Raw genomic sequence first — 26,590 nt, 5'->3', positions numbered from 1 at the left:
GTCGTACGCGAGCCGTACTCTGGGCCCCATGCAGAGCGCCTCGGACAGGCACGAGTACCCCGCCCACTGGGAAGCCGACGTGGTGCTGCGCGACGGCGGCACCGCGCGCATCCGCCCCATCACCGTTGATGACGCCGAGCGCCTGGTCAGCTTCTACGAGCAGGTGTCGGACGAGTCGAAGTACTACCGCTTCTTCGCGCCCTACCCGCGACTGTCCGCCAAGGACGTCCACCGCTTCACGCACCACGACTTTGTGGACCGGGTGGGACTCGCGGCCACGGTGGGCGGCGAGTTCATCGCCACCGTACGCTACGACCGGATCGGCGCCGACGGAATGCCCGCGTCCGCGCCCGCCGACGAGGCCGAGGTCGCCTTCCTCGTCCAGGACGCCCACCAGGGGCGCGGCGTCGCCTCCGCCCTGCTCGAACACATCGGCGCGGTCGCGCGCGAGCGGGACATCCGCCGGTTCGCCGCCGAGGTGCTGCCCGCCAACACCAAGATGATCAAGGTGTTCACCGACGCCGGGTACACACAGAAGCGCAGCTTCGAGGACGGCGTCGTACGCCTGGAGTTCGACCTGGAGCCGACCGACCGCTCGCTCGCCGTGCAGTACGCGCGCGAGCAGCGCGCCGAGGCCCGGTCCGTGCAGCGGCTGCTGGTGCCCGGCTCGGTCGCCGTCATCGGCGTGGGCCGCACGCCCGGCGGGGTGGGCCGCAGCGTCCTCGGCAACATCAAGGACGCCGGGTTCACGGGGCGGCTGTACGCCGTGAACAGGGCGTTCCCGGAGGACCTCAAGGAGTTCGACTCGGTGCCGGCGCAGCGTTCCGTGCGGGAGATCGAGGAACAGGTCGACCTCGCCGTGGTCGCCGTGCCGGCCGCCCTCGTCCCCGAGGTCGTCGCCGAGTGCGGCGAGCACGGCGTGCAGGGCCTGGTCGTGCTCTCCGCGGGCTACGCCGAGAGCGGGCCCGACGGGCGCGAGCGCCAGCGCGAACTCGTACGGCAGGCACGCGCGTACGGCATGCGCATCATCGGCCCGAACGCCTTCGGGATCATCAACACCTCCGCCGACGTACGGCTGAACGCCTCGCTCGCGCCCGAGATGCCCCGTCCCGGCCGGATCGGGCTGTTCGCGCAGTCCGGCGCGATCGGGATCGCGCTGCTGTCCCGGCTGCACCGGCGCGGCGGCGGGGTCACCGGGGTCACGGGCGTGTCGACCTTCGTGTCGTCCGGCAACCGCGCCGACGTGTCCGGCAACGACGTCCTGCAGTACTGGTACGACGACCCGGACACCGACGTCGCGCTGATGTACCTGGAGTCCATCGGCAACCCACGCAAGTTCACCCGCCTCGCCCGGCGCACGGCGGCGGCGAAGCCGCTGGTCGTGGTCCAGGGCGCGCGGCACGGCGGCGCGGCACCGCAGGGGCACGCCGTCCGGGCCACGCGGCTGCCGCACGCCACGGTGTCCGCACTGCTGCGGCAGGCCGGTGTGATCCGCGTGGACACCATCACCGAGCTGGTGGACGCGGGACTGCTGCTCGCGCGCCAGCCGCTGCCGGCCGGCCCGCGTGTGGCGATCCTGGGCAACTCCGAGTCGCTGGGCCTGCTGACCTACGACGCGTGTCTGTCGGAGGGCCTGCGGCCGCTGCCGCCGCTGGATCTGACGACGGCCGCGTCGGCGAGGGACTTCCACCAGGCGCTGTCGCGCGCGCTGGCCGACGAGACGTGCGACGCGGTCGTCGTCACCGCCATACCGGCGATCGGCGACGCTTCGACCGGGGACGCAGAGCTGGCGGAGGCACTGAGGACGGCCGCCGAGCGGGTGCCGGGCAAGCCGGTCCTGGTGGTGCACGTGGAACTGGGCGGACTCGCGGAAGCCCTGTCGGCCGCGGCGAGCACCGCACCACGGCCGGACTCGAAGGCGCCCCGCTCCGTGGTCCGCGCCCACCCGATCCGCCCCCTCGACTTCCCCGCCGAGACCCCGCCCGAGCCGTCGGACACCTCCGAGAACGCCCCTCGCCTCATCACCGCCTACCCCGCCGCCGAACGCGCCGTCCGCGCCCTCGGCGAAGCCGTCAAGTACGCGCAGTGGCGACGCGAGGCGGCCGAGCCCGGCAAGGTGCCCGAGTACGAGGACATCGACGAGAAGGGCGCCGCCCGGCTGATCGGCAGGCTGCTCGCGCGCGGGCAGGGCCTCACGCTGGGCACCGACGAGACCTGCGACCTGCTCGGCAAGTACGGCATCCAGGTGCACCGCGCCCTGCACGCCCCCAGCCCCGACACCGCCGCCGACGCCGCCCGCACACTGGGCTACCCGGTCGCCCTCAAGGCCACCGCCCCGCACCTGCGGCACCGCGCCGACCTCGGCGGCGTACGGCTCGACCTCGCGGACGAGGAGCAACTGCGGCGGGCGTACGCCGAGTTGACCGAGCTGTTCGGCAGGCCCGAGGAGCTGCGGCCGGTCGTGCAGAGCATGGCTCCGCGCGGCGTCGACACCGTCGTACGGGCCGTGATCGACCCGGCGGCCGGTGCGGTGCTGTCCTTCGGGCTCGCGGGAGCCGCCTCCCAGCTGCTCGGCGACATGGCGCACCGGCTGATCCCGGTCACCGACCGCGACGCGACCTCGATCGTCCGCTCGATCCGGACGGCACCGCTCCTCTTCGGCTGGCGCGGCTCCGCGCCCGTCGACACCCCGGCCCTGGAAGAGCTGCTGCAGCGGGTGTCGAGGCTGGTCGACGACCACCCGGAGGTCGTCGCGGTCACCCTGGAGCCCGTCGTCGTCGCCACGCACGGCCTCAGCGCGCTCGGCGCGTCCGTGCGCCTCGCACCGCCGCCCGCCCGCGACGACCTCGGACCGAGGACCCTCCCGACGTACTGAGACCGCCCTGAGCGGTGCCTCGCAGTCAGTGGTCCCCCGTAGGATGGGCGTCATGGCCAAGACCAGTACGACGACCCAGGGGCTGCGTGCGGCGATCGAGCGCAGCGGCTACTACCCGGCCCTCGTGGCCGAGGCGGTGGAGGCCGCCGTGGGCGGCGAGCCCATCCGGTCGTACCTGGTCCACCAGGAGACGACGTTCGACCAGAACGAGGTGCGGCGGCATGTGACCGTGCTCGTCCTCACCGGCAACCGCTTCATCGTCAGCCACACCGACGAGCAGGCCGCGGACGGCACCTCCCCGACGCCGTACGCCACGACCTCGACGGAGTCGGTCAAGCTCGGCCGGATCTCCTCGGTCGTGCTCAGCCGCGTCGTCGCCAACCCGGAGCAGTACACGGTGGGCACCCTGCCCCGCGAGGTGGTCCTCACCATCGGCTGGGGCGCCGTCTCCCGCATCGATCTGGAGCCCGCCGCCTGCGGCGACCCCAACTGCGAGGCCGACCACGGCTACACGGGCAGCTCGACGGCGGACGACCTCAGCCTGCGCGTCAGCGAGGCCGGTGACGGTCCGGAGACGGTGCGCCAGGCGCTCGCCTTCGCACAGTCGCTCTCCGAGGCGACCGCGGACCTCGCGCACTGATGGTTCAGTCCACCGCCTGGGACCCGCATCCGGAACCCCTCGCCGTCACCTCCGCGCCGTCCCCCGAGTACGGCAGCGGCTCACTCGCCGATCTGCTGCCCACCCTGGCCGCCGGCATGGCCGTACCGGGCATGACCGCCACGATCGCCGAGCTGACCGCCGCCGACCGCAACTGCGTGTTCCTGATCGACGGCCTCGGCTGGGAGCAGCTCAAGGCGCACCCCGAGGAAGCGCCCTTCATGGCCTCGCTGCTGGCCAGCTCGCGCGGCGGCACCGGACGCCCGATCACCACCGGCTACCCGGCGACCACCGCGACCTCCCTCGCCTCCGTCGGCACCGGCCTGCCGCCCGGCGCGCACGGCCTGCCCGGGTACACCGCGCGCAATCCGGAGACCGGCGAGCTGATGAACCAGCTGCGCTGGCAGCCCTGGACGTCGCCGCGCGTCTGGCAGCCGTACCCCACCGTCTTCGAGCTGGCGCACCGGGCGGGTGTGCACGCGGCCCAGGTGTCGTCGCCCACCTTCCAGAACACCCCGCTGACCAAGGTCGCCCTCAGCGGAGGAACGTTCCTGGGGCGGCTGACCGGCGAGGAGCGCATGGACCTCGCGGCCGGGCAACTGGCCGCCGGCGACCGCTCCTTGGTCTACACGTACTACGCCGAGCTCGACGGAGCCGGTCATCGCTACGGCGTCGAATCCGACACCTGGCGCGGCCAGCTCATGTACGTCGACCGGCTCGTCCAGCGCCTCGCCGAGCAGCTCCCGCCGCGCACCGCGCTCTATGTCACCGCCGACCACGGGATGATCGACGTGCCCTTCGACGAAGAGCACCGCATCGACTTCGACGAGGACTGGGAGCTGCGCGCCGGGGTCGCCCTGCTGGGCGGCGAGGGCCGGGCGCGGCATGTGTACGCGGTGCCGGGCGCCGCGCAGGACGTTCTGACCTGCTGGCGCGAGGTGCTCGGCGAGCAGTTCTGGGTGGCCTCGCGGGACGAGGCCATCGCCGCGGGCTGGTTCGGGCCGCAGATCGACGAGCGGGTGTACGACCGCATCGGCGACGTGGTCGCGGCCGCGCGGGACGACGTCCTGATCATCGCGTCCGAGCGGGAGCCGAAGGAGTCGGCGATGGTCGGCAATCACGGCTCGATGACCCCCGCCGAGCAGTTGGTCCCCCTGCTCGAAGTACGCTCCTGAAACATCCCTCGATCCCCTCGCTGCCCGAAAGGTGCTCAACTCGACATGCCCGAGCTGGTGTTCTTCTCCGGAACGATGGACTGCGGGAAGTCGACGCTGGCTCTCCAGATCGAGCACAACCGTTCGGCGCGTGGCCTCGCGGGCATGATCTTCACGCGTGACGACCGCGCGGGCGAGGGCAAGCTGTCCTCCCGGCTCGGCCTGGTCACCGAAGCGGTGGAGGTCGAGGACGGCATGGACCTCTACGCGTACCTCGTCGACCACCTCTCCCGGGGCGGCCGCGCGGACTACGCCATCGCCGACGAGGCCCAGTTCCTCGCGCCGCAGCAGATCGACCAACTCGCGCGCGTGGTGGACGACCTGGGCCTCGACGTCTACGCCTTCGGCATCACGACCGACTTCCGCACCAAGCTGTTCCCGGGCTCCCAGCGCCTGGTGGAACTCGCCGACCGGGTCGAGGTGCTCCAGGTCGAGGCCCTGTGCTGGTGCGGCGCCCGCGCCACCCACAACGCCCGCACGCTAGGCGGTGAGATGGTCGTCGAGGGCGCCCAGGTGGTCGTCGGCGACGTCAACCAGGCGGACGCCGTCGGCTACGAGGTGCTGTGCCGCCGCCACCATCGCCGCCGGATGACGGCGGCCGGCGCACGGGCCGCGGCGCTGTCCCCGGACGTCCTGCCGGTGCAGCCGGCCTGAGCCGCCGCCCCGGCCCTGTCCGCGGCCGCCGTCAGCGCGGGTTCTCGATGACGGAGAACCGGGCCCCCTCCGGGTCCGCCACCGTCGCCACCCGGCCGTGCGCGCTGTCGTGGGCCGGTCGCAGCACATGGCCGCCGAGGTCGACGACCTGGACCAGCGCCGCGTCGGTGTCGGCGACTTCGAAGTACGTCATCCAGTGCGGGCCCCGGTCGCGGCGCAGGGCGTTGCCGACGCCGTGGATGCCGGCGACCGGACGGCCGTCGACGTTCAGCGTCACGTAGTCGAAGTCCGCGGAGACGACCGGCTCCTCCTCGTAGGCGAACACCGACTCGTAGAACTTGGCGACGTTCACGGACTCGAACGTCACCAGCTCGTTCCAGGCCGGGGTGCCGGGCACGCCCGTGATGGCCGTGCCGAGGTGCCCCGCCACCTGCCACAGGCCGAAGACGGCGCCGGAGGGGTCGGAGCAGATCGCCATCCGGCCGGCCTCACCGGCGTCCAGCGGACCGACGCCGACGGTGCCGCCGCACGCCCGTACCGTCTCGGCGGTCAGGTCCACGTCGTTCGAGGCGAGGTAGGGCGTCCAGGCGATGGGGAGGTGGCGGTCGGGCGGCAGCTGGCCGATGCCGGCCACCTCACGGCCGTCGAGCAGGGCACGGACGTAGGGGCCGAGCTGCTGGGGGCCGGGCCGGAACTCCCAGCCGAACAGCGCCCCGTAGAACTCCTGGGTCGCGGTCAGCCCGTGCACCATCAGACTCACCCAGCTGGGCGTGCCGGGCGTGTGCCGGGCGTGCGTCGCGCCGTTCGGGCCGGCCGACCCCCGTGCCTCGGTCATCGTCACTCTCTCCTCGGCCCCTCGCGGTGGCCGCGTCGCTTCCGCTTTCCCGACCCCGTGCCGATGCTCGCACCACTCCTGGCCAGGCGCCCTGCGGGCGCGCCGCCACACACGGCCGGTGACCGGAGGATGCCCGGTGTGCGATTTACCGCCCGTTTCCGTGCGATTGCCGAAGGATGTCGATCGGCTGTACAGCATGTGCCCGATCCCGTACGCCCGGTGATCGGGCCTGTCCGGCGGGCAGAGTATCCGGAGCCGGGCGATGCGGCCACCCCGTGCGCAAGGATGGTGGCCATGAACGCCATCATCTCCGCACCTGAACTCGCGAGCGCGCTGACGGGCGAGAACCCGCCGGTGCTGCTCGACGTCCGCTGGCAGCTGACCATGTCGAAGGCGTCCGGCCAGCCCCCGTTCGACGGCCGGGCCACGTACGAGTCCGGGCACATCCCCGGCGCGGTCTACGTCGACCTGGACCGGGAACTGGCCTCCGCACCCGGTGCGCGCGGCCGCCACCCGCTGCCGGACTTGGCCGAATTCGGTACGGCGATGCGGCGGGCGGGGGTGTCGTCGGCGACGCCGGTGATCGTGTACGACGGCGGGCAGGGCTGGGCGGCGGCCCGCGCGTGGTGGCTGCTGCGCTGGACGGGTCACTCCGACGTACGGGTCCTCGACGGTGGGCTGCCGACCTGGCAGGGCCCGCTGGAGACTTCGGTACCGACTCCGGCGGAGGGCGACTTCGAGCCGGTGCCGGGGGCGACCGGTCTCCTCGACGCCGACGGCGCGGCGGCGCTCGCCCGGTCGGGCGTACTGCTGGACGCACGAGCGGGCGAGCGGTACCGCGGAGAGGTCGAGCCGATCGATCCGGTCGGCGGTCACATTCCGGGCGCCCTCTCCGCGCCCACGAACGACAACGTCGGCGCGGACGGCCGCTTCCTGCCCGCCGAGGAACTCCGGGCCCGCTTCAAGACACTGGGCGCCACCGAAGGCACCGAGGTCGGCGTCTACTGCGGCTCGGGAGTCTCCGCCGCCCACCAGGCGCTGGCCCTGGCGGTCGCGGGTATTCCGTCCGCCCTGTACGTCGGTTCGTGGTCGGAGTGGTCCTCGGACGCCTCACGGCCGGTGGCCGTGGGGGCGGATCCGCAGTAGGGCACCGCGGGGCTGCTGCAGGGGGCGGGACGCTCAGGGCGCGACCCCGAGGGAAGCCCCGCACAGCACAAGGGCCGCGCAGGCGAACCGGCGCGGCCCTCATTCCGTACGACCGCATCCGCGGCAGTACGACCTACTACTCCTGCTTCTTCCTCCGCGTGCCGAACACGATCTCGTCCCAGCTCGGGACGGCGGCTCGGCGGCCGGGGCGGACGCCGTCCGCTTCGGCCTGGCGGTCCGTGGCGCCGATGAGACGGTCACGGTGGCTGCCGACGGAGCGCGGCATGAGGACGTCCGCGTAGGCGGAACCGGCGGAGGCGGCGGGCGCGGGAGGCTCCTCCGCGGCCGGTTCGGCGGGCGGCTCCTCCGGGTCGGGCTCCGACGGGCGCTCCGGCACCACAAGGTCGCCCCGGAAGCTCGGCACCGCTTCCAGCAGGCTGGTCAGCGAGTCCCGTTCCTCCGCGATCTCCTCGACGGGTTCGGAGGCCTGGGCCGGCAGGCTCGGCCGCGCGGTGTCGAGGGCACGGTCCATCGAACGCTCGCGCGGAAGCCGGGCGATACGCGGCACGAACGGGAAGCTCGGCTCCGGCGCGGCGAGGTCCTCGGACTCGCCGATCAGCGAGCGCGCCTCCTCGTCGACGGCCTGGACGAGCCGCCGGGGCGGGTCGTACGTCCAGCTCGCCGAGTGCGGTTCGCCCGCCACCAGGTAGACCAGCAGTACTTCCCAGGTGCCGTCGTCGCGGCGCCAGGAGTCCCACTGCGCGGTGTCCTTGTCGGCGCCGCGCAGCAGCAGTCGCTCCTGGACGGCCTCGCCCAGCTGCGGACCGGCGGCGTTCTCACCGGGCCGGCGGACGGGAGTCTTACGTGCCCGTTCGGCCATGAACGCGCGCTCGGCGAGCACGGGGCCCTCGAAGCGCCGTACGCGGTCGACGGGGATGCCGGCGAGCTGGGCGACCTCTTCCGCGGTGGCACCGGCACGTATACGCGCCTGGATGTCGCGGGGGCGGAGATGGCTCTCCACCTCGATCTCGATCTGGCCGAGACGCGGACGGTCGCCGCGCACGGCTGCGCGCAGGCGTTCGTCGATCGGAAGGGTGTACTCCGTTGCGTCGGCAGCCTTCAGCACCAGCCGTGTGCCGTCATTTGAGACGGCCACGACACGCAGTTCGGGCATGGGGACCTCCCGGGTGGTGCCTGCCGACGTCACGTGCGTCGCTGCTTCCGCTAGTCGAGTGTGGCCTGCCCGGGTGCAGCCTGCCACAACCTTGCCGAGTTGCCCGGCGTGTCGGGCCGGGGCCCTGGATCGCCGTTATGGCACGGTTACCTATTCGCAACGCTAAGTGACCAACTCCGTCACCCTGTGCAACTAGCCCCCTCCCGGCGGTCCTTGAAGGCCACGGATGCCCAGGCGGGAGGCTGGACCCAGGGCTCGCCACAGTACTCCATTTGGGCCACGTGCGTGGATTGGCACGCCGCCCGATTTCTGGCAAGGAGCGTGACTCGGCCGTGGGTTGGGCAGTTTTCGACCTTGAACGTGGCGTACTTCACGCAAATGTCAGAAACGGAGCCAATGGTTTCGACCGTACGTCCCCGTGTCGCGCAGGTGGTCGAACGGGCGGGCGAGCCGATCGAGCGCTACGCCCCCAACACCCGGCGCAGATAGTCGTTCTGAAACAGCCGGTCGGGGTCGAGCCGGTCCCGCAGCGCGGTGAACTCACCGAAGCGCGGGTAGACCTGGGCCAGGTACTCGGCGTCCCGCGTGTGCACCTTGCCCCAGTGCGGCCGCCCCTCGTGCGCCGTCAGGATGCGCTCGGCGGCGGTGAAGTACCGCTGGTACGGGGTGCCCTTGACCATGTGGACGGCGATGTACGCGCTGTCGCGCCCCGAGGCGGTGGACAGCGTGATGTCGTCGGCCGGGGCGGTACGCACCTCGACGGGGAAGCTGACCCGGAGCCCGGAGCGGTCGACCATGGCCCGGAGTTCGCGCAGCGTCTCGACGACGGCCTCGCGCGGGACGGCGTACTCCATCTCCAGGAAGCGCACCCGGCGCGGCGATGTGAAGACCTTGTAGGGGATGTCCGTGTAACTCCGCGCGGACAGGGCCTTGCTGGAGATCCGGGCGATGGCGGGGATCGCGGCGGGCACCGCGCGGCCGACCCACTGGGCCGCCTGGAAGACGCCGTTGGAGAGGAACTCGTCCTCGAACCAGCCCGCGAGCTGCCCCACCGGCTTCTCCGGGCCCGCGCTGCGGTTGTTCCGCTTGGTGTTGGTGCTGCCGGTGTGCGGGAACCAGTAGAACTCGAAGTGCTCGTTCTCGGTCCACAGTTCGTCGAACTCCGCCAGGACCCGCGTGAACGGCATCGGCTCCTCGCGCGCGGTGAGCAGGAAGACCGGCTCCACGGCGAAGGTGATCGCGGTGACGATGCCGAGCGCGCCGAGGCCGATGCGGGCGGCGGCGAAGACCTCCGGGTTCTCCTTCTCGGAGCAGGTGAGCACCGAACCGTCGGCCGTGACCAGTTCAAGGGCCTTGATCTGGGCGGCGATCGAGGCCGAGTCACGGCCTGTGCCGTGCGTGCCGGTGCTGGTGGCGCCGGACACCGTCTGCTCCATGATGTCGCCCATGTTGGTGAGCGACAGGCCCTCGCGCGCCAGGGCCATGTTGAGCCGCTTGAGCGGGGTTCCGGCCTCGACCGTGACCGTCATGGCCTCCCGGTCGACGGAGCGGATGCCGGTCAGCAGGTGAGGGCGGACCATCACGCCCTCGGTGGCGGCGATCGACGTGAAGGAGTGCCCGCTGCCGACCGCCTTCACCTTCAGGCCGTCCTCGGCGGCCCGGCGTATCGCCCCGGCCAGCTCCTCCACGGAGGCCGGAGTGACCTCGCGGGCGGGGCGGGCGGCGACATTGCCGCCCCAGTTACGCCACGTGCCGTTCCTGCCGCTCGCTGTGCTGCTCAACGATGCCTCCCCGACGCGGAGCCGGCCTGCTGAGCCGGCGGTACCCCAGGAAACCGACCGCGACCGCGACGGCCCCGGACACCGCCGGCACCCCGTACCCGGCCTCAGCACCGGCCGCGTCGATCACCCAGCCGGCCATGGAGGAGCCGAGCGCGACCCCGACCGCGAGTCCGGTGCTCACCCAGGTCATGCCCTCGGTCAGTTGCGCGCGTGGTACGTGCTCTTCGATCAGGGACATGGTGGTGATCATCGTGGGAGCGACGGCCATGCCCGAGACGAACAGCGCCACGGCCAGAAACGGCAAGTTTCCGACCAGTAGGAGGGGGATCATACTCACGGCCATCGCGCATATGCCCAGCAGCCAACGAGGTTCGGGCGCCCCCTTGAAGCGCAACAGTCCGAAGACGAGCCCCGCCGCGCAGGAGCCCGCCGCGTACAGCGCGAGGACCACGCTCGCGGCGCCCTTGTGACCCTGCTCGTCGGCGAAGGCCACGGTGACCACGTCGACCGCCCCGAAGATCGCGCCGGTCGCCACGAAGGTGGCCACCAGCACCTGGAGTCCCGGGGCACGCAGGGCCGAACTGCCGCCGCGGCTCTCGCGCGGATGCGGTGCGGGCTCGGTGCCCCGCTGTGCGGTCAGCCAGAAGACCCCGACCGCCAGGAAGCACCCGGCGAGCAGCGGCCCGGCCTCCGGGAACCACGCCGTGGACAGGCCGATGGAGATGATCGGCCCGAAGATGAAGCACACCTCGTCGATCACGGACTCGAAGGAGTACGCGGTGTGCAGCTGAGGCGTCCCCCGGTACAGCGCGGCCCAGCGGGCACGGATCATCGCCCCCACGCTCGGCACGCAGCCGATGCCGGCGCAGGCCACGAACAGCACCCAGTCCGGCCACCCGTAGTGCGCCGCGAACAGCAGCAGGGCCCCCGCCACGAGCGAGATCAGCGTCGCCGGCCGCAGCACCCGCCGCTGCCCGTGCCGATCGACCAGCCGCGAGACCTGGGGCCCCGCCACCGCCGCGGCGAGCGCGATGGTGGCCGACAGGGCACCGGCGAGGCCGTACCTCCCGGTCAGCTGCGACACCATGGTCACCACGCCGATGCCCATCATCGACAGCGGCATCCGGCCGAGGAGACCCGCGGCGGAGAAGGCCTTGCTGCCTGGAGCGGCGAACAGGGCGCGGTAGGGGCTGGGCACGGGGGTCTCCGGTCAGGCAGGCGGGAGCAGCGTGGGGCCGGAAGGGCACGGGGCGCTGCCGTAAGGCGTGTGGATGGCCGGGACAGCTTACGAGTTAGGTGACCCTAACGCACCCGTCCGGACGAACCGGGAACCCGGGGTGGTCACCCCGCCGTTTCCCGGCTGTCAGTACCGGATGACAGGATCGATCCATGCCAGACGCGCGCGATGCCCACCCCTACGACGCACTGCTCCTGCTCTCCTTCGGCGGCCCCGAGGGCCCGGACGACGTGATCCCGTTCCTGGAGAACGTCACGCGCGGGCGGGGCATCCCGAAGGAACGTCTCAAGGAGGTCGGCGAGCACTACTTCCAGTTCGGCGGCGTCAGCCCCATCAACGACCAGAACCGCGCCCTGCTCGACGCCCTGCGCAAGGACTTCGCCGAGCACGGCCTGGATCTGCCGATCCACTGGGGCAACCGCAACTGGGCGCCGTACCTGACGGACACGCTGCGCGAGATGGTCACCGACGGACACCGCCGCATTCTCGTCCTCGCCACCAGCGCGTACGCCTCCTACTCGGGCTGCCGCCAGTATCGCGAGAACCTCGCCGACTCCCTCGCGGCCCTGGAGGCCGAGGGCCTGGAGCTGCCGAAGATCGACAAGCTCCGGCACTACTTCAACCACCCGGGCTTTCTGGAGCCGATGATCGACGGCGTGGTCCAGTCCCTCGCCGACCTCCCCGAGGACGTCCGCGCGGGCGCGCACATCGCCTTCTCGACCCACTCCATCCCCACCGCCGCCGCCGACACCTCCGGGCCGGTCGAGGACCACGGGGACGGCGGCGCGTACGTCGAGCAGCACCTGGAGGTCGCCGAGCTGATCGCCGACGCGGTCCGCGAGCGCACCGGTGCCGACCACCCCTGGCGGCTCGTCTACCAGTCCCGCTCCGGCGCCCCGCACATCCCCTGGCTGGAGCCCGACATCTGCGACCACCTGGAGGAGCGGCACGCGGCCGGCGTCCCCGCGGTCGTCATCGCCCCCATCGGTTTCGTCTCCGACCACATGGAGGTCCTCTACGACCTCGACACGGAGGCCAGGGCCAAGTCCGAGGAGCTGGGCCTGCCCATGCGGCGCTCGGCCACCGTCGGGGACGACCCGCGCTTCGCCGCCGCCGTCCGCGATCTCGTCCTGGAGCGCGCCGCGGTCGAGCGCGCGCAGGAGGTCACGCCGTGCGCCCGCGGCGCACTCGGCGCGAGCCACAACCTCTGCCCGATCGGCTGCTGCCCGTCCCGCGCCCCCAGGCCCGCGGCGGCCGGCGCCGACAGCCCCTACGCATGAGGAGCCCCGTGCCCGACGCCCTGCACACGGAACTGCTCACCCTGGCCCAGGAGGCCGCCCGCCGCGCCGGCGAGCTGCTGCGCGACGGCCGTCCGGCCGACCTGGCCGTCGCGGCGACCAAGTCGAGCCCGATCGACGTCGTCACCGAGATGGACATCGCGGCGGAGAAGCTGATCACCGACCTGATCTCCGAGCAGCGCCCCGACGACGGCTTCCTCGGCGAGGAGGGTGCCTCCATCGAGGGCACGAGCGGCATCCGCTGGGTGATCGACCCCCTCGACGGCACGGTCAACTACCTCTACGGCCTGCCGACCTGGTCCGTCTCCATCGCCGCCGAGCAGGACGGCGAGACGGTGGCCGGGGTCGTCGCGGCCCCGATGCGCGGTGAGACGTACCACGCGGTCCGCGGCACCGGCGCCTGGGCGACCGGCGCCTGGGACGGCGAACGCAGGCTGCGCTGCCGCCCGACGGCCCCCTTGGACCAGGCCCTGGTCTCCACCGGCTTCAACTACGTCACCGAGGTCCGCACCCACCAGGCCGACGTGGCCCAGCGTCTGATCCCCCTCCTGCGCGACATCCGCCGCGGCGGCTCGGCCGCGATCGACCTGTGCGACCTGGCGGCGGGCCGCCTGGACGGCTACTACGAGCGGGGCCTCAACGCCTGGGACCTCGCCGCGGGGGACCTGATCGCCCGCGAGGCGGGTGCGCTGACCGGTGGACGGCCGGGGGAGCGGCCGTCCCGTGATCTGGCGGTCGCCGCGACGCCGGGGGTCTTCGAGCCGCTCCAGCAGCTTCTGGAGGGCTTCGGCGCCTGGCACGACTGACGGAACGGCGGCCGGCGCCACGGCTGCGACAAGAGCGGGCCCCCGGCGCTGGATTCGCCGGGGGCCCGCTGCTGTGCTTACAAGCCGGTCAGACGCCGGACATGCCGACTTCCACACCATGCTCGGCCGCGAGGCGGCGCAGGTCGTCGAGCTCGCCCTGCTCCACCTCGACGAGGAACTCGTCGCCCTCGTCGAGAGCCCGCGTCAGGTCGGACTCGGTCGTCCTTATGCGCTGCAGAAGTCCTGCGGTGAATGCGTCCATGCTGCGCCCCCTCGTCCTGGGTCGTGGGTCGGTGGCACGGGGGTGTGCCGTTCGGAAGGGGCGATCACGTCTCCAGTAGGTGCCCAGCGCTGCCCGTGCTGGGCGGCGACGGTGCCGGACACCCACACCCGCTCTGCGGAAAGCGGATTGCGCCGTACCGCATGGTGCTGCGGTACATGCAGAGCGTGATCGCGGGGTGTACATGCCGTCCTCCCCGCGCTCTCTTCCACGGAAACCTCAACCGGACGAGAAAATCTCGCATTCCCGGGCCTCACACCGTCCTTCAAGGGCCGCTCACCCGTCTTACCGCCGACTTATGGCCGAAAAGGGCAGGATGGAGGCCTACACACCCGACCAGGACCCCCTGCCCGCGCGCGGCCCAAGCGCTACGCGGGTGGACACAGGAAGGACAAGCGACGTGCGCGTACTCGTCGTCGAGGACGAGCAGCTGCTCGCCGATGCGGTGGCCACCGGACTGCGCCGGGAGGCCATGGCCGTCGACGTCGTGTACGACGGTGCGGCCGCCCTGGAGCGCATCGGCGTCAACGACTACGACGTGGTCGTCCTCGACCGCGACCTCCCGCTGGTGCACGGCGACGACGTCTGCCGCAAGATCGTCGAACTCGGCATGCCCACCCGCGTGCTGATGCTCACGGCCTCCGGCGACGTCAGCGACCGGGTCGAGGGACTGGAGATCGGCGCCGACGACTACCTCCCCAAGCCCTTCGCCTTCAGCGAGCTGACGGCACGCGTGCGCGCCCTCGGCCGCCGCACCAGCGTGCCGCTGCCGCCCGTCCTGGAGCGCGCCGGCATCAAGCTCGACCCCAACCGCCGCGAGGTCTTCCGCGACGGCAAGGAGGTGCAGCTGGCGCCGAAGGAGTTCGCCGTCCTGGAGGTGCTGATGCGCAGCGAGGGCGCGGTCGTCTCGGCCGAGCAGCTGCTGGAGAAGGCCTGGGACGAGAACACCGACCCGTTCACGAACGTCGTGCGGGTGACCGTCATGACGCTGCGCCGCAAGCTGGGCGAGCCGCCGGTCATCGTCACCGTGCCCGGCTCCGGCTACCGGATCTGATCCGCCATGGCCGCCACCCCCGCGCCGCCCCAGGCGCCCCCGAAGCCCACCTGGGACCCCCGCAGGTCGGAGCCGCAGTTCCCATGGCTGCGCCCGACCATCCGGATAAGGCTCACGCTGCTGTACGGCGGCATGTTCCTGATCGCCGGCATCCTGCTGCTGTCGATCATCTATCTGCTGGCCGCGCAGGCGATCAACACCGGCAACGAGCCGCTGTTCAAGATCGTGGACGGCGACCAGCTCAGGGTCACCAGCGACAACTGCTCCGCGATAAACAACGCCACCAACCTCACCTACCCGCAGTTCAACGAGGCGGTCAGCGCCTGCATCGACGATCAGCGCCGGGTCGCCCTGGACGATCTGCTCAGCCGGTCCCTGCTCGCCCTGCTGGGCCTCGCGATCATCGCGTTCGCCTTCGGCTACGCCATGGCCGGCCGCGTGCTGTCGCCGCTCGGCCGGATCACCCGCACGGCCCGCGCGGTGGCGGGTTCGGATCTGTCCCGCCGTATCGAGCTGGACGGCCCGGACGACGAGCTGAAGGAGCTGGCCGACACCTTCGACGACATGCTGGAGCGGCTGCAACGGGCCTTCACCGCCCAGCAGCGCTTCGTCGGCAACGCCTCGCACGAGCTGCGGACACCGCTGGCGATCAACCGCACGCTGCTCGAGGTGCACCTGTCCGACCCCACCGCGCCGGTGGAGCTCCAGCAGCTCGGCAAGACGCTGCTGGCCACCAACGAGCGCAGTGAGCAGCTCGTGGAGGGCCTGCTGCTGCTCGCCCGCAGCGACAACCAGATCGTCGAGCGCAAGCCGGTAGACCTCGCCGAGGTCGCCGAGCAGGCGGTCGACCAGGTCCATGGCGAGGCGGAGTCGAAGGGCGTGATGATCCGCGGCGAGCAGAAGCCCGCCGTGGTCCAGGGCAACGGCGTCCTGCTGGAGCGCATCGCCCTGAACCTGGTGCAGAACGCCGTGCGGTACAACGTTCCGGAGGGCGGCTGGGTCGAGGTCACCACCGACGTCCAGCACGGGCAGGCGGTGCTGGTCGTCTCCAACACCGGGCCGGTGGTGCCGGCGTACGAGATCGACAACCTCTTCGAGCCGTTCAGACGCCTGCGTACGGAGCGCACGGGCAGCGACAAGGGGGTCGGTCTGGGACTGTCCATCGTGCGGTCCGTGGTGCGGGCGCACGGTGGCCATATCGCGGCGCAGCCGCGCGAGGGCGGAGGGCTCGTGATGCGCGTCACCCTTCCCGTCTGAGACCATATGCGCCGACAGCTGCCGCAGTCCGGAGGATGTTCGCTTTGCGCGGAATTTTCTGGGCACCAACCGAACGGTCATGTGTGTGATCGATCACAAGGGCGGTTTTCTGGCCATCTACTCTCCGTGATCATGTGACCTGCCGGAAAGCCGGGAAAATCCGGGTTTTCAGGGGTCTTGATCACGGGAAGTACACGGTGAGACGCCTTTGAACTGCGGCATTAGGACCGTGTACGGTCCCGTTCGCCATCCAAGCCGATCACTCTTGAGGAGTCCGGTTGGGTGTCGATTGAGTAACAGACCTTGATGTGAGGCAAAATCTCCGCCTCGGGTCGGGCACAAGTCCGGCCTCTCACGCGTTACGTGCGCTGGAGACACCGCAGACACCCAGAGGGGGAGAGCGACATGGCAACGGATTACGACACCCCACGCAAGACCGACGACGACGTCGACTCGGACAGCCTTGAAGAACTGAAGGCCAGGCGGAACGACAAGTCGACTTCCGCCGTGGACGTCGACGAGTTCGAGGCCGCCGAAGGCCTTGAACTGCCCGGCGCGGACCTCTCCAATGAGGAGTTGGCCGTCCGGGTGCTGCCCAAGCAGCAGGACGAGTTCACCTGCATGAGCTGCTTCCTGGTGCACCACCGCAGCCAGCTGGCCCGGGAGAAGAACGGTCAGCCGATCTGCCGCGACTGCGACTGAGGGCGGGTCGGGCATGACTGGCTCGACCCCTCCTCGGAAGCGCCGCTTTCTGAAGCGGGAAGCGGACCAAGGGCCGTCCGACGGCTCGCACGGCGCGCGTGACGACGAGCGGGGCTCATCCGAAAAGGGAGCCTCGCTCGAACCGATGTCCGGGCCTGACCTCCCGGCACCGGTCGACGCTCCCGCGCCCGTCGCGAGACGCAGGGTCGCGGTGATCCGGGAGAGGGCCAGGGAAGGTGTCCGTAAGGGCGGCAGCGCCGCCAGAGCGGCCCTCGGGTACCTCGCCGACCGGATCATCGAGAACGCCCCGCGGATCCCCGTACGGGACCTTGCGACGCTTCGACGGCAGTTCCCGGGCCTCGGGCCCGAACAGCTCGCGGACAAACTCGTCGCAGGAGCGGCGAATGCGAGCTCGACGGTCGGCGCAGGAGTCGGCGCGGCGGCGATGCTGCCGGTGCCGCCGGCGATGCCGACCGAGCTGGCCGCCGAGATCACCGGTGTGGCGGCGATCGAGATGAAGCTGATCGCCGAACTGCACGAGGTGTACGGCGTACGCCCGCCCGGCGGTCTGCGCGAGCGCAGCTCCGCCTATCTCTCCTCGTGGACCGAGGAGCGCGGCATCGACCCGATGAAGCCGGCGACGGTCAACGCCGCACTCGGCGGGCGCATGAAGCGGGAGCTGCGTCAGCAGATCATGAAGCGGATGGTGCGGAACCTGCCGAACCTGATGCCGTTCATGGTGGGGGCCGCCGTGGGCGCGGTCATGAACCGCCGGGACACCAAGAAGCTCGCGGCGCGGATCCGGACGGACCTGCGGAAGATGCAGGTGGCTTGGGAGGAGCTGCCCGAACTGCCGCCGCTGGAGCGCCCGGCGAAGCCGCTGCCGATGGGTGACGACGCACGCGCCCAGTGGCGCAAGGATCTCGGGAACGGGTGACGCCCCGGCACCGGGACAAGTCTTTGCGACGGGAAGAGGAAATCTTGACCGGGCCGGTGACGGCCCGATCTGGTGTGCTAGGCCGCGGCCTTGGCCGCCCTGATCGCCTCCGCCAGGCGCTCCGGCTCACGGGTCGACAGGTACAGATACGGCGTCGGGTCCTCGGGGTCCGTGATCTCCACGCGCAGGGCCGTGGGGATGTAGGCGCGCAGCAGCAGGAAGGCCCGGGTGTCCGCCTTGTGGGTGCGCCAGGCGCGGGCTTCCTCGGCGTCCAGGACGTGTGCCTGGCCCAGCGCCCGAAGCGGGACCTTCGCCTCGCCCGCGATCAGCGAGTCGCCCACCACGCGGATGCGGATGGAGCCGTACGAACTGGCCATGACGGCCGCCGCCGCGGTGCCGCCGGCCAGACCGGCGAGCATGGGCAGGGTGCCGAAGGGCAGAAGGATCAGGGCCAGGGAGAGCCCGACCAGGAACGAGATCAGCCACCAGGAGCGGGGGGCCGTGAGGCGTTCTTCGTACGGGGCGGCGGAGAGCTGCATGGAGCCAAGCTTGGCACGGTGTCCGGCCCTACTCGATGCGCGGGTAAGGTCTGCGGCTGTGAGAGGTACTTCCGCAGCTCTTAAGCCCCCGGCCGACGCCGTGAAACCCGTGCGGCACCCGGACGCTCCCGCACCCGGTGAGCTCCTCGGTGCGCACTACGGCGAGTGTTTCGGCTGTGGCGGCGAGCAGCCCCACGGACTGCATCTGGAGGCGCGGGCCGGGGACGGCGTGAGCATCACCGCCGAGTTCACCGTGAAGCCCGCCCACCAGGGAGCGCCCGGGCTCGCCCACGGCGGTGTCCTCGCGTCCGCCCTCGACGAGACCCTCGGCTCGCTCAACTGGCTGCTGCGGACCATCGCCGTGACCGGGCGGCTGGAGACGGACTTCGTGCGGCCGGTTCCGGTGGGCACGGTCCTGTATCTGGAGGCCGAGGTGACGGCCGTGGCGGGCCGCAAGATCTTCTCCACCGCCACCGGGCGGATCGGCGGTCCCGACGGGCCCGTCGCCGTCCGCGCCGACGCCCTGTTCATCGAGGTGAAGGTCGACCACTTCATCGACAACGGCCGCCCGGAGGAGATCCGTGCCGCCATGGACGACCCGGACCAGGTCCGGCGCGCCCGCGCCTTCGAGGTGAACCCGTGAGCCGTGCCCCCCTGGACGTGCTGATCCGGCGCGTCGACCCGGACGTACCGCTTCCGACGTACGCGCAACCCGGCGACGCGGGGGCCGATCTGCGCACCACCGAGAGCCGTGAACTGAAGCCCGGGGAGCGGGCCGTACTGCCCACCGGGGTGTCGATCGCCCTCCCGGAGGGGTACGCGGCTTTCGTGCACCCGCGCTCCGGTCTCGCCGCCCGTCTCGGTGTCGCCCTGGTGAATGCCCCAGGGACGGTTGATGCCGGGTACCGTGGGGAGATCAAGGTGATCGTGGTGAATCTCGACCCGCATGAGCTCGTGCGGTTCGAGCGCTTCGACCGGATCGCCCAACTGGTTGTCCAGCAGGTCGAGAGGGTCCGCTTCCAGGAGGTGGCGGAGCTTCCCGATTCGGCACGGGCCATGGGGGGCTTCGGGTCCACCGGCGGTCATGCCGCGGTGGGCGGTACAAGCGAGCAAAGCGGTCAGGCCGCCGAAGGCGGCACTACGGGTGGGAATCGATACGCTTCGGTCGTATCCGACCGGGAAGGACAGTGACGTGTTCGGACGTCGCAACAAGAAGGGTGCCGCCGAGGACGCGGCCGGCGAGCCCGAGCAGGTCGTCGACATCGACTCTGAGGCGGACGACGACGGCACGCGTGAGCGTGTACGGCTCGAACCGGAACCGCGCCCCGACGGGCCGTGGGACAGCTCCGAGGTCCGTGAGCCCGGCGAGGGCCGGGTGGACCTGGGCGGCATGTTCGTGCCGGGCGTCGACGGCATGGAACTGCGTGTGGAGGTCGCGGGCGACGCGATCGTCGCGGCGACCGTGGTGCTGCGTGACAGCGCCATCCAGCTCCAGGCCTTCGCCGCGCCCAAGCGTGAGGGCATCTGGAGCGAGGTGCGCGAGGAGATCGGCTCGGGCATCACTCAGCAGGGTGGCATCGTCGACGAGGTCGAGGGGTCGCTCGGCTGGGAGCTGCGGGCCCAGGTGCCGGTGCAACTGCCGGACGGCACGAGCGGTTTCCAGGTCGTGCGGTTCGTCGGTGTGGACGGTCCCCGCTGGTTCCTGCGCGGTGTGATCTCGGGCCAGGGCGCGGTGCAGCCGCAGGCGGCCGGTCTGCTCGAGCAGATCTTCCGGGACACGGTCGTGGTCCGCGGCGAGGGCCCGATGGCGCCCCGCGACCCGATCGTCCTGCAGCTGCCGAACGACGCCCAGATGGTTCCCGAGGGCGTTCAGCAGGAGGAGGCCGGTTCCCGCTTCTCCGGCGGCATGGGCCAGCTCCAGCGCGGACCGGAGATCACAGAGGTCCGCTGACCGACTAGAGACACCAGGGCCGCATCCCGTACGGGATGCGGCCCTTTCTCGTGCGTGAACTATTGACGGCGCATTGGTCTGTACCTACCGTCTCCGGCCAACGCGCCTGTTCATAAAGGCGCTTCACGTTCATATACGAGAACGGAAGGCCCCCCACGCATGCGCAGAACCGCACTCTTCGCGACCGCGGCCGCCCTCGTCGCCGGCGTTCTCGCCTGGCCCGCCGGTGCCGCCCCCAGCACCTTCGCCCATCCCGGAGTCACCGTCTCCAAGTCCCAGCTGGACTTCGCCCGTTCCAAGGTCAACGCGGGCGCCCAGCCCTGGAAGGGCGCCTACGACCAGATGATGGGGAGCAAGTACGCCGATCTGAACCGCACGCCCAAGCCGCGCGCGGTCGTCGAGTGCGGCTCGTACTCGAACCCGAACTACGGCTGCACCGACGAGCGCGAGGACGCGATAGCCGCCTACACCCAGGCCCTCGCCTGGTACATCACCCGCGACGAGCGGTACGCGAAGAAGGCCATCGAGCTGATGGACGCCTGGTCCGCGGTGATCAGGGACCACACCAACAGCAACGCGCCGCTCCAGACCGGCTGGGCCGGCTCCTCCTGGCCGAAGGCCGCCGAGATCATCAAGTACACGTACACCGGGAGCTGGGCGAACTCCGGACGGTTCGCCACCATGCTCCGCAATGTCTATCTGCCCGAGATCATCAACGGCTCCAACTCCAACGGGAACTGGGAGCTGTCGATGATGGAGGCCGCCGTCGGCATCTCCGTCTTCCTGGAGGACAAGGCGTCGTACGACAAGGCCATGGCGAAGTTCCGCACCCGCACCGCCGCCTATGTCTATCTGTCCTCCGACGGCGATCTGCCGAAGACCGTGCCGAGCCAGAACCTCAACACCCGCGAGAAGATCGTCAACTACTGGCAGGGACAGGGCACCTTCGTCACCGGCCTCACCCAGGAGACCTGCCGCGACTTCACCCACACCGGGTACGGCATCTCCGCGATCTCGCACGTCGCCGAGACCAGCCGGATCCAGGGCGAGGATCTGTACGGCACCGACGTCGGCGAGCGGCTGCGGCAGGCGCTCGGGTTCCAGGCGAAGTACCAGCTGGGCACGGCGGCCCCGAGCTGGCTGTGCGGGGGCTCGCTGAAGCTCGGGCTCGGCCCGATCACCGAGGTCGGCTACAACGCCCTGCACAACCGTCTCGGCATCGCGATGACCAACACCCAGACACTCACCGAGCGGGGCCGCCCGGCCGGCTCCAACAACCTCTTCGTGGCCTGGGAGACCCTCACCCACGGCGACAACCCCAGCTGAGGCGTACGGCACGCGGCGGAAGCGTCAGGGTTGCGTCAAAGACGCTCCCGCCGCGGCACCCGGCCCCATTTGTCGCATTTCTTGGCCGTAAGGTCGACGCTGCGTAAACAGCGGGGGCCGGAACACAATGGGGACCATGGGACGCGGCAAGCTTCGGATCTACCTCGGTGCGGCACCGGGCGTCGGCAAGACGTACGCGATGCTGTCCGAGGCGCACCGGCGGGTGGAACGCGGCACCGACTGTGTGGTCGCCTTCGTGGAGCACCACGACCGGCCGCGCACCGAGGTGATGCTCCACGGGCTGGAGCAGATCCGGCGCAGAGAGCTCGAGTACCGCGGCAGCCGCTTCACCGAGATGGACGTCGACGCCGTCCTGGCCCGGCACCCCCAGGTCGCCCTCGTCGACGAGCTCGCCCACACCAACATCCCCGGCTCCCGCAACGCCAAGCGCTGGCAGGACGTCGAGGAACTCCTCGCGGCCGGGATCGACGTCGTATCGACCGTCAACATCCAGCACCTGGAGTCCCTCGGGGACGTCGTCGAGTCCATCACCGGAGTGCGGCAGCAGGAGACCGTCCCCGACGAGGTGGTGCGCCGCGCCGACCAGATCGAGTTGGTCGACATGTCGCCACAGGCGCTACGGCGGCGGATGGCGCACGGCAACATCTACCAGTCGGACAAGGTCGACGCCGCCCTGTCCAACTACTTCCGCCCCGGGAACCTCACCGCCCTCAGGGAGCTGGCGCTGCTGTGGGTGGCCGACCGGGTCGACGAGTACCTCAAGCAGTACCGCAGCGATCACCGGGTGTCGCGGATCTGGGGGTCGCGGGAGCGGATCGTCGTCGGACTGACCGGCGGCCCGGAGGGGCGGACACTGATCCGCCGGGCCGCGCGGCTCGCGGAGAAGGGCGCCGGCGGCGAGGTGCTCGCCGTCTACATCTCCCGCAGCGACGGGCTGACGTCCGCCTCGCCGAAGGAGCTGGCCGTCCAGCGCACCCTCGTCGAGGACCTCGGCGGCACCTTCCACCACGTCGTCGGCGACGACATCCCGGCGGCGCTGCTGGCCTTCGCGCGCGGGGCGAACGCCACCCAGATAGTGCTCGGCTCCTCCCGCCGCAAGACCTGGCAGTACGTCTTCGGGCCCGGCGTCGGTGCCACGGTCGCCCGGGAGTCCGGCCCCGACCTCGACGTACACATCGTCACGCACGAGGAGGTCGCCAAGGGACGCGGACTGCCCGTGACCAGGGGAGCGCGCCTGGGCCGGTCCCGGCTCCTCGCGGGCTGGCTCGTCGGCGTCGGCGGCCCGGCGCTGCTCACTCTGCTGCTGACCCATGTCGACGCCGACCTCGGGCTCGCGAACGACATGCTGCTGTTCCTGACCCTGACCGTGGCGGCCGCCCTGCTCGGCGGGCTCTATCCCGCGCTGGCCTCGGCCGCGGTCTGCTCACTGCTGCTGAACTGGTTCTTCACACCCCCGGTGCACCGCATCACGATCGCCGACCCCAAGAACCTGCTCGCGCTCGTGATCTTCGTCTTCGTGGCGGTGGCGGTCGCCTCCGTCGTCGACCTCGCCGCCCGCCGCACCCACCAGGCGGCCCGGCTGCGCGCGGAGTCGGAGATCCTGTCCTTCCTCGCCGGGAACGTGCTGCGCGGCGAGACCGGCCTTGACGAGCTGCTGGAGCGGGTCCGCGAGACCTTCGGCATGGAGTCGGCGGCCCTGCTGGAGCGGGAGAGCGACGTCGACCCGTGGACCTGCGCGGGCCGGGTGGGCGCGGGAACGGCGCCGGCGCGCCCGGAGGACGCCGACGTCGACGTGCCGGTCGGCGACCACATGGCGCTCGCGCTGACCGGCCGGGTGCTGCCCGCCGAGGACCGCCGCGTGCTCGCCGCGTTCGCCGCCCAGGCCGCCGTCGTCCTGGACCGCCAGCGCCTCCAGCGCGAGGCCGACCAGGCGAAGGAACTGGCCGAGGGCAACCGCATCCGTACGGCACTGCTCGCCGCCGTCAGCCACGACCTGCGCACCCCGCTCGCGGGCATCAAGGCGGCCGTGTCCTCGCTGCGGTCCGACGACGTGGCCTGGTCCGAGGAGGACGAGGCCGAACTGCTGGAGGGCATCGAGGCGGGCGCGGACCGGCTGGACCATCTCGTCGGCAACCTGCTGGACATGTCGCGCCTGCAGACCGGCACCGTCACGCCGCTGATCCGGGAGCTCGACCTCGACGAGGTGGTGCCGATGGCGCTGGGCGGGGTGCCCGAAGGCAGCGTGGAGCTGGACATCCCGGAGTCGCTGCCGATGGTCGCCGTGGACCCGGGCCTGCTGGAGCGGTCGGTGGCCAATCTCGTCGAGAACGCCGTCAAGTACAGCCCGGACGACAACAGGGTCCTGGTGGCCGCCAGCGCCATCGCCGACCGGGTCGAGGTCCGGGTGGTCGACCGCGGGCCGGGCGTCCCGGACGAGGCCAAGGAGCGCATCTTCGCGCCCTTCCAGCGCTACGGCGACGCCCCGCGCGGCGCGGGGGTGGGACTGGGCCTGGCCGTCGCACGCGGCTTCGCCGAGGCCATGGGCGGCACCCTGAACGCCGAGGACACCCCTGGCGGCGGCCTCACCATGGTGCTCACCATCAGGGCGGTGGGACCGAGCTCCGGGCAGCCGCCCGGCGCCGGGGAGCCCTCTCACCTCCCTGTGCCTCCCTCTTCCGATGAGCCCCGTCGCTCCGTACGACCCGAAAGGCAGACCACATGACCCGGGTTCTGGTGATCGACGACGAGCCGCAGATCGTGCGCGCCCTCGTGATCAACCTCAAGGCCCGCAAGTACGAGGTCGACGCGGCCCACGACGGCGCCACCGCCCTCGAACTCGCCGCCACCCGCCACCCCGACGTGGTCGTCCTCGACCTCGGTCTGCCCGACATGGACGGCGTCGAGGTGATCCGCGGGCTGCGCGGCTGGACCCGGGTGCCGATCCTCGTACTGTCCGCCCGGCACTCCTCCGACGAGAAGGTCGAGGCGCTGGACGCGGGTGCCGACGACTACGTCACGAAGCCGTTCGGCATGGACGAGCTCCTTGCCCGGCTGCGGGCCGCCGTCCGCCGGGCCGAGCCCAACGGGGGCGGCGAGGACGACGTGCTGATGGAGACCGAGGGGTTCACCGTGGACCTCGCCGCGAAGAAGGTGAACCGGGGCGGGAACGACGTACGGCTGACTCCGACGGAGTGGCATCTGCTGGAGGTGCTGGTCCGCAACACGGGGCGGCTGGTCAGCCAGAAGCAGCTGTTGCAGGAGGTGTGGGGGCCGTCGTACGGGACGGAGACGAACTATCTGCGCGTGTACATGGCCCAGCTGCGCAGGAAGCTGGAGGCGGACCCGTCGCATCCCAAGCACTTCATCACGGAGCCGGGCATGGGGTACCGGTTCGAGAAGTGAGCCCCCGGACCAGGGCCGATTCGGGCCTCGGCACCAGGGGTACGTGAGTGTCGGTGCACCCCGGTAGGCTTCAAGTCATGAGTGCTGTTCCTCGTTCCGAAAAGTCGGTGGGCCGGTTCAGGCGCATGCTCGACCGGCTCTCCTCGTCGCAGGAGGACCTGGAGTCCGAGGAGCTGCGGGAGGACGCCGAGACCACCGGATGCATCAGGATCGGTGACTGTCATGACCGGCAGATCGTGACGGTTACTGGTACCTTGCGCACGGTCACCCTGCGGCCGCGTGCGGGAGTCCCGGCCCTGGAGGCCGAGCTGTTCGACGGCTCCGCCGCCCTGGACGTGGTGTGGCTCGGCAGGCGCTCCATCGTGGGCATAGAGCCCGGGCGCCGGCTGATCGCATCGGGCCGGGTCTCCATGAGCCGGGGCCGCCGGGTGCTGTTCAATCCGAAATACGAACTGAGACCCCTTGGACGGGAGTAGCCGGTGACGTCGCTCGACAAGCCGACCGAAGACACCACCGCAGACACCGAGCACGACTCCCGGGCGGTGACCGAGGCCGCGCTGTTCGAGGCCTTCGGCGGCATGCGCGGCATGATCGAGACGGTCCTGCCCGGCCTGCTCTTCGTCACCATCTACACGATCAACAAAGACCTCCACATGTCGGCCATCGCGGCCCTCGCGGTGTCCTTGGTGCTCGTGGTGGTGCGCCTGGCGATGCGGGACACCGTGAAGCACGCGTTCAGCGGTGTGTTCGGTGTCGCCTTCGGTGTCGTGTTCGCGATGATGACGGGCAACGCCAAGGACTTCTACCTGCCCGGCATGCTCTACACGCTGGGGCTGGCGCTCGCGTACATCATCACGACCCTGTGCGGTGTGCCACTGATCGGCCTGATCCTCGGCCCGGTGTTCAAGGAGAACCTCTCCTGGCGCACGCGCAACCCCGGTCGCAAGAAGGCGTACGCGAAGGCCAGCTACGCCTGGGGCCTGATCCTCCTGGCCAAGTGCGCCATCCTCTTCCCGCTGTACTGGTGGGCGGACACCACGCAGTTCGGTTGGGTCCTCATCGCCCTGAAGATCCCGCCGTTCCTGCTGGCCGTGTGGCTGACCTGGGTCTTCCTGGCGAAGGCGCCGGCGCCCATCGACGTGTTCGCGGAGATGGAGGCGGCCGAGAAGGCCGAGGAGGAGCGCAAGGCGGCGCTGGCCGGGGAGAGCGGCGACGCCACGGGCGGACGGCACCGCCGAGACGCCTAGATCTCCTCAAGACCTGGATCTCCCCAAGGCCGAGAGGCCCGGATTTCCGTACTTCCGTACGACGACGGAGGGGGGCCTTCACACGCAGGGGGGCCCCCATCGTCGTGGGCGGCCAGAGGGTCAGCTCTTGGTGTTCTCGCGTCGGACCGACAGAAGGTCCTCCAGCTGTTCCTTGTGGGGTTGTGCGGCCACGAAA

25 protein-coding genes are annotated in these 26,590 nt (G+C 71.0%); 19 read left to right on the top strand and 6 right to left on the bottom strand.

All coding sequences use genetic code 11. The annotated features are described in order from the left end of the window. Positions 1-28 precede the first annotated feature (28 nt). From ACFQ6S_RS16080 to ACFQ6S_RS16065, 4 genes are read left to right on the top strand one after another with little or no spacing between them, the layout of a single operon-like run. Complete coding sequence (locus ACFQ6S_RS16080) at positions 29-2,875, top strand: GNAT family N-acetyltransferase (protein WP_383408943.1); 2,847 nt, start codon at positions 29-31, stop codon at positions 2,873-2,875. 52 nt (positions 2,876-2,927) lie between these two features. Next, positions 2,928-3,515 (top strand): DUF5998 family protein, encoded by a 588-nt coding sequence (locus ACFQ6S_RS16075; RefSeq protein ID WP_383408940.1) that lies wholly within the window; start codon positions 2,928-2,930, stop codon positions 3,513-3,515. Further along, positions 3,515-4,708 (top strand): alkaline phosphatase family protein, encoded by a 1,194-nt coding sequence (locus ACFQ6S_RS16070; RefSeq protein WP_383408938.1) that lies wholly within the window; start codon positions 3,515-3,517, stop codon positions 4,706-4,708. Before ACFQ6S_RS16075 ends, ACFQ6S_RS16070 begins: the two co-directional genes overlap by 1 nt. A gap of 45 nt (positions 4,709-4,753) precedes the next feature. Beyond that, positions 4,754-5,401 carry a thymidine kinase gene (locus tag ACFQ6S_RS16065; protein ID WP_383408935.1) on the top strand — a complete coding sequence of 216 codons (648 nt, stop codon included), beginning with the start codon at positions 4,754-4,756 and terminating at the stop codon, positions 5,399-5,401. A 31-nt stretch (positions 5,402-5,432) separates the two neighbouring features. Here ACFQ6S_RS16065 and ACFQ6S_RS16060 read toward each other — a convergent pair whose 3' ends face one another. Then, a complete protein-coding gene (locus ACFQ6S_RS16060; RefSeq protein WP_383408932.1) occupies positions 5,433-6,236 on the bottom strand; it encodes a VOC family protein in 804 nt (267 codons plus the stop codon). Between the two features lie 294 nt (positions 6,237-6,530). Between ACFQ6S_RS16060 and ACFQ6S_RS16055 the strand changes: the two genes are divergently transcribed. Beyond that, the gene (locus tag ACFQ6S_RS16055) at positions 6,531-7,382 is read left to right on the top strand and encodes a sulfurtransferase (protein WP_383408929.1); all 852 of its coding nucleotides are present in this window, start codon (positions 6,531-6,533) and stop codon (positions 7,380-7,382) included. 136 nt (positions 7,383-7,518) lie between these two features. Here ACFQ6S_RS16055 and sepH read toward each other — a convergent pair whose 3' ends face one another. The 3 genes from sepH to ACFQ6S_RS16040 form a co-directional block, all read right to left on the bottom strand. Further along, positions 7,519-8,556, bottom strand: coding sequence for a septation protein SepH (gene sepH / locus ACFQ6S_RS16050; RefSeq protein ID WP_383408926.1), 1,038 nt, complete (start codon positions 8,554-8,556; stop codon positions 7,519-7,521). Positions 8,557-9,017: 461 nt separating this feature from the next. Then, the gene (locus ACFQ6S_RS16045) at positions 9,018-10,337 is read right to left on the bottom strand and encodes a D-arabinono-1,4-lactone oxidase (protein ID WP_383408924.1); all 1,320 of its coding nucleotides are present in this window, start codon (positions 10,335-10,337) and stop codon (positions 9,018-9,020) included. Continuing rightward, positions 10,297-11,535 carry an MFS transporter gene (locus ACFQ6S_RS16040; protein ID WP_383408921.1) on the bottom strand — a complete coding sequence of 413 codons (1,239 nt, stop codon included), beginning with the start codon at positions 11,533-11,535 and terminating at the stop codon, positions 10,297-10,299. The genes ACFQ6S_RS16045 and ACFQ6S_RS16040 overlap by 41 nt, the downstream gene beginning before the upstream one ends. A gap of 191 nt (positions 11,536-11,726) precedes the next feature. Here ACFQ6S_RS16040 and ACFQ6S_RS16035 point away from each other — a divergent pair, with 191 nt between their 5' ends. Together ACFQ6S_RS16035 and ACFQ6S_RS16030 are read left to right on the top strand one after the other, a co-directional pair. Further along, entirely contained in the window at positions 11,727-12,854 is a 1,128-nt protein-coding gene (locus tag ACFQ6S_RS16035) for a ferrochelatase (protein ID WP_383408918.1), read from the top strand. 8 nt (positions 12,855-12,862) lie between these two features. Further along, positions 12,863-13,678: an inositol monophosphatase family protein gene (locus ACFQ6S_RS16030; protein WP_383408915.1), complete on the top strand. Its 816-nt coding sequence runs from the start codon at positions 12,863-12,865 to the stop codon at positions 13,676-13,678. An 88-nt stretch (positions 13,679-13,766) separates the two neighbouring features. On the opposite strand, the gene ACFQ6S_RS16025 is transcribed toward ACFQ6S_RS16030, so the two are convergent. Beyond that, the gene (locus ACFQ6S_RS16025; protein ID WP_383408912.1) at positions 13,767-13,940 is read right to left on the bottom strand and encodes a hypothetical protein; all 174 of its coding nucleotides are present in this window, start codon (positions 13,938-13,940) and stop codon (positions 13,767-13,769) included. 418 nt (positions 13,941-14,358) lie between these two features. Here ACFQ6S_RS16025 and ACFQ6S_RS16020 point away from each other — a divergent pair, with 418 nt between their 5' ends. From ACFQ6S_RS16020 to ACFQ6S_RS16005, 4 genes are all read left to right on the top strand, one after another. Beyond that, complete coding sequence (locus ACFQ6S_RS16020) at positions 14,359-15,012, top strand: response regulator transcription factor (RefSeq protein ID WP_007385219.1); 654 nt, start codon at positions 14,359-14,361, stop codon at positions 15,010-15,012. A gap of 6 nt (positions 15,013-15,018) precedes the next feature. After that, positions 15,019-16,269 carry a sensor histidine kinase gene (locus ACFQ6S_RS16015; protein WP_383408909.1) on the top strand — a complete coding sequence of 417 codons (1,251 nt, stop codon included), beginning with the start codon at positions 15,019-15,021 and terminating at the stop codon, positions 16,267-16,269. A gap of 405 nt (positions 16,270-16,674) precedes the next feature. Next, entirely contained in the window at positions 16,675-16,971 is a 297-nt protein-coding gene (locus tag ACFQ6S_RS16010) for a DUF4193 domain-containing protein (protein ID WP_005481602.1), read from the top strand. A 13-nt stretch (positions 16,972-16,984) separates the two neighbouring features. Then, positions 16,985-17,908, top strand: a complete 924-nt coding sequence (locus ACFQ6S_RS16005) for a hypothetical protein (protein WP_383408906.1) — start codon at positions 16,985-16,987, stop codon at positions 17,906-17,908. A 77-nt stretch (positions 17,909-17,985) separates the two neighbouring features. Here the strand turns inward: ACFQ6S_RS16005 and ACFQ6S_RS16000 are convergent, their stop codons facing one another. After that, positions 17,986-18,447 carry a DUF3093 domain-containing protein gene (locus ACFQ6S_RS16000; RefSeq protein ID WP_383408904.1) on the bottom strand — a complete coding sequence of 154 codons (462 nt, stop codon included), beginning with the start codon at positions 18,445-18,447 and terminating at the stop codon, positions 17,986-17,988. 58 nt (positions 18,448-18,505) lie between these two features. On the opposite strand from ACFQ6S_RS16000, the gene ACFQ6S_RS15995 reads away from it, so the two are divergent. The 8 genes from ACFQ6S_RS15995 to ACFQ6S_RS15960 all read left to right on the top strand — a co-directional run bounded on the left by ACFQ6S_RS15995 (position 18,506) and on the right by ACFQ6S_RS15960 (position 26,394). Further along, positions 18,506-19,090 carry a PaaI family thioesterase gene (locus ACFQ6S_RS15995; protein ID WP_383408901.1) on the top strand — a complete coding sequence of 195 codons (585 nt, stop codon included), beginning with the start codon at positions 18,506-18,508 and terminating at the stop codon, positions 19,088-19,090. After that, the gene (gene dut, locus ACFQ6S_RS15990; protein WP_383408898.1) at positions 19,087-19,638 is read left to right on the top strand and encodes a dUTP diphosphatase; all 552 of its coding nucleotides are present in this window, start codon (positions 19,087-19,089) and stop codon (positions 19,636-19,638) included. The genes ACFQ6S_RS15995 and dut overlap by 4 nt, the downstream gene beginning before the upstream one ends. A 1-nt stretch (position 19,639) precedes the next feature. Next, a complete protein-coding gene (locus ACFQ6S_RS15985; RefSeq protein ID WP_383408895.1) occupies positions 19,640-20,398 on the top strand; it encodes a DUF3710 domain-containing protein in 759 nt (252 codons plus the stop codon). Between the two features lie 159 nt (positions 20,399-20,557). After that, on the top strand, positions 20,558-21,724 hold the full coding sequence (locus ACFQ6S_RS15980) for an alginate lyase family protein (RefSeq protein WP_383408892.1): 1,167 nt from the start codon (positions 20,558-20,560) through the stop codon (positions 21,722-21,724). Between the two features lie 136 nt (positions 21,725-21,860). Then, positions 21,861-24,467 carry a DUF4118 domain-containing protein gene (locus ACFQ6S_RS15975; RefSeq protein ID WP_383408888.1) on the top strand — a complete coding sequence of 869 codons (2,607 nt, stop codon included), beginning with the start codon at positions 21,861-21,863 and terminating at the stop codon, positions 24,465-24,467. Next, complete coding sequence (locus tag ACFQ6S_RS15970; RefSeq protein WP_383408885.1) at positions 24,464-25,147, top strand: response regulator; 684 nt, start codon at positions 24,464-24,466, stop codon at positions 25,145-25,147. Before ACFQ6S_RS15975 ends, ACFQ6S_RS15970 begins: the two co-directional genes overlap by 4 nt. Positions 25,148-25,224: 77 nt before the next feature. Further along, positions 25,225-25,623, top strand: coding sequence for an OB-fold nucleic acid binding domain-containing protein (locus tag ACFQ6S_RS15965; RefSeq protein WP_383408882.1), 399 nt, complete (start codon positions 25,225-25,227; stop codon positions 25,621-25,623). A gap of 3 nt (positions 25,624-25,626) precedes the next feature. Beyond that, positions 25,627-26,394: a DUF3159 domain-containing protein gene (locus ACFQ6S_RS15960; RefSeq protein ID WP_383408879.1), complete on the top strand. Its 768-nt coding sequence runs from the start codon at positions 25,627-25,629 to the stop codon at positions 26,392-26,394. The last annotated feature ends 196 nt before the right edge of the window (positions 26,395-26,590 follow it).

This window comes from Streptomyces sp. NPDC056479, assembly GCF_042795335.1.
Lineage (GTDB): Bacteria > Actinomycetota > Actinomycetes > Streptomycetales > Streptomycetaceae > Streptomyces.
Note: the sequence above shows the minus strand (reverse complement) of the source record. Positions and strands in the feature narration are given on the sequence as shown.

What these genes read in the sequence shown, in the direction of transcription:
- ACFQ6S_RS16080 (WP_383408943.1), top strand. Translation starts at nt 29, where the DNA reads ATGCAGAGCGCCTCGGACAGGCACGAGTACCCCGCCCACTGGGAAGCC.
- ACFQ6S_RS16075 (WP_383408940.1), top strand. Translation starts at nt 2,928, where the DNA reads ATGGCCAAGACCAGTACGACGACCCAGGGGCTGCGTGCGGCGATCGAG.
- ACFQ6S_RS16070 (WP_383408938.1), top strand. Translation starts at nt 3,515, where the DNA reads ATGGTTCAGTCCACCGCCTGGGACCCGCATCCGGAACCCCTCGCCGTC.
- ACFQ6S_RS16065 (WP_383408935.1), top strand. Translation starts at nt 4,754, where the DNA reads ATGCCCGAGCTGGTGTTCTTCTCCGGAACGATGGACTGCGGGAAGTCG.
- ACFQ6S_RS16060 (WP_383408932.1), bottom strand. Translation starts at nt 6,236, where the DNA reads ATGACCGAGGCACGGGGGTCGGCCGGCCCGAACGGCGCGACGCACGCC.
- ACFQ6S_RS16055 (WP_383408929.1), top strand. Translation starts at nt 6,531, where the DNA reads ATGAACGCCATCATCTCCGCACCTGAACTCGCGAGCGCGCTGACGGGC.
- sepH (WP_383408926.1), bottom strand. Translation starts at nt 8,556, where the DNA reads ATGCCCGAACTGCGTGTCGTGGCCGTCTCAAATGACGGCACACGGCTG.
- ACFQ6S_RS16035 (WP_383408918.1), top strand. Translation starts at nt 11,727, where the DNA reads ATGCCAGACGCGCGCGATGCCCACCCCTACGACGCACTGCTCCTGCTC.
- ACFQ6S_RS16025 (WP_383408912.1), bottom strand. Translation starts at nt 13,940, where the DNA reads ATGGACGCATTCACCGCAGGACTTCTGCAGCGCATAAGGACGACCGAG.
- ACFQ6S_RS16015 (WP_383408909.1), top strand. Translation starts at nt 15,019, where the DNA reads ATGGCCGCCACCCCCGCGCCGCCCCAGGCGCCCCCGAAGCCCACCTGG.
- ACFQ6S_RS16010 (WP_005481602.1), top strand. Translation starts at nt 16,675, where the DNA reads ATGGCAACGGATTACGACACCCCACGCAAGACCGACGACGACGTCGAC.
- ACFQ6S_RS16005 (WP_383408906.1), top strand. Translation starts at nt 16,985, where the DNA reads ATGACTGGCTCGACCCCTCCTCGGAAGCGCCGCTTTCTGAAGCGGGAA.
- ACFQ6S_RS16000 (WP_383408904.1), bottom strand. Translation starts at nt 18,447, where the DNA reads ATGCAGCTCTCCGCCGCCCCGTACGAAGAACGCCTCACGGCCCCCCGC.
- ACFQ6S_RS15980 (WP_383408892.1), top strand. Translation starts at nt 20,558, where the DNA reads ATGCGCAGAACCGCACTCTTCGCGACCGCGGCCGCCCTCGTCGCCGGC.
- ACFQ6S_RS15975 (WP_383408888.1), top strand. Translation starts at nt 21,861, where the DNA reads ATGGGACGCGGCAAGCTTCGGATCTACCTCGGTGCGGCACCGGGCGTC.
- ACFQ6S_RS15970 (WP_383408885.1), top strand. Translation starts at nt 24,464, where the DNA reads ATGACCCGGGTTCTGGTGATCGACGACGAGCCGCAGATCGTGCGCGCC.
- ACFQ6S_RS15965 (WP_383408882.1), top strand. Translation starts at nt 25,225, where the DNA reads ATGAGTGCTGTTCCTCGTTCCGAAAAGTCGGTGGGCCGGTTCAGGCGC.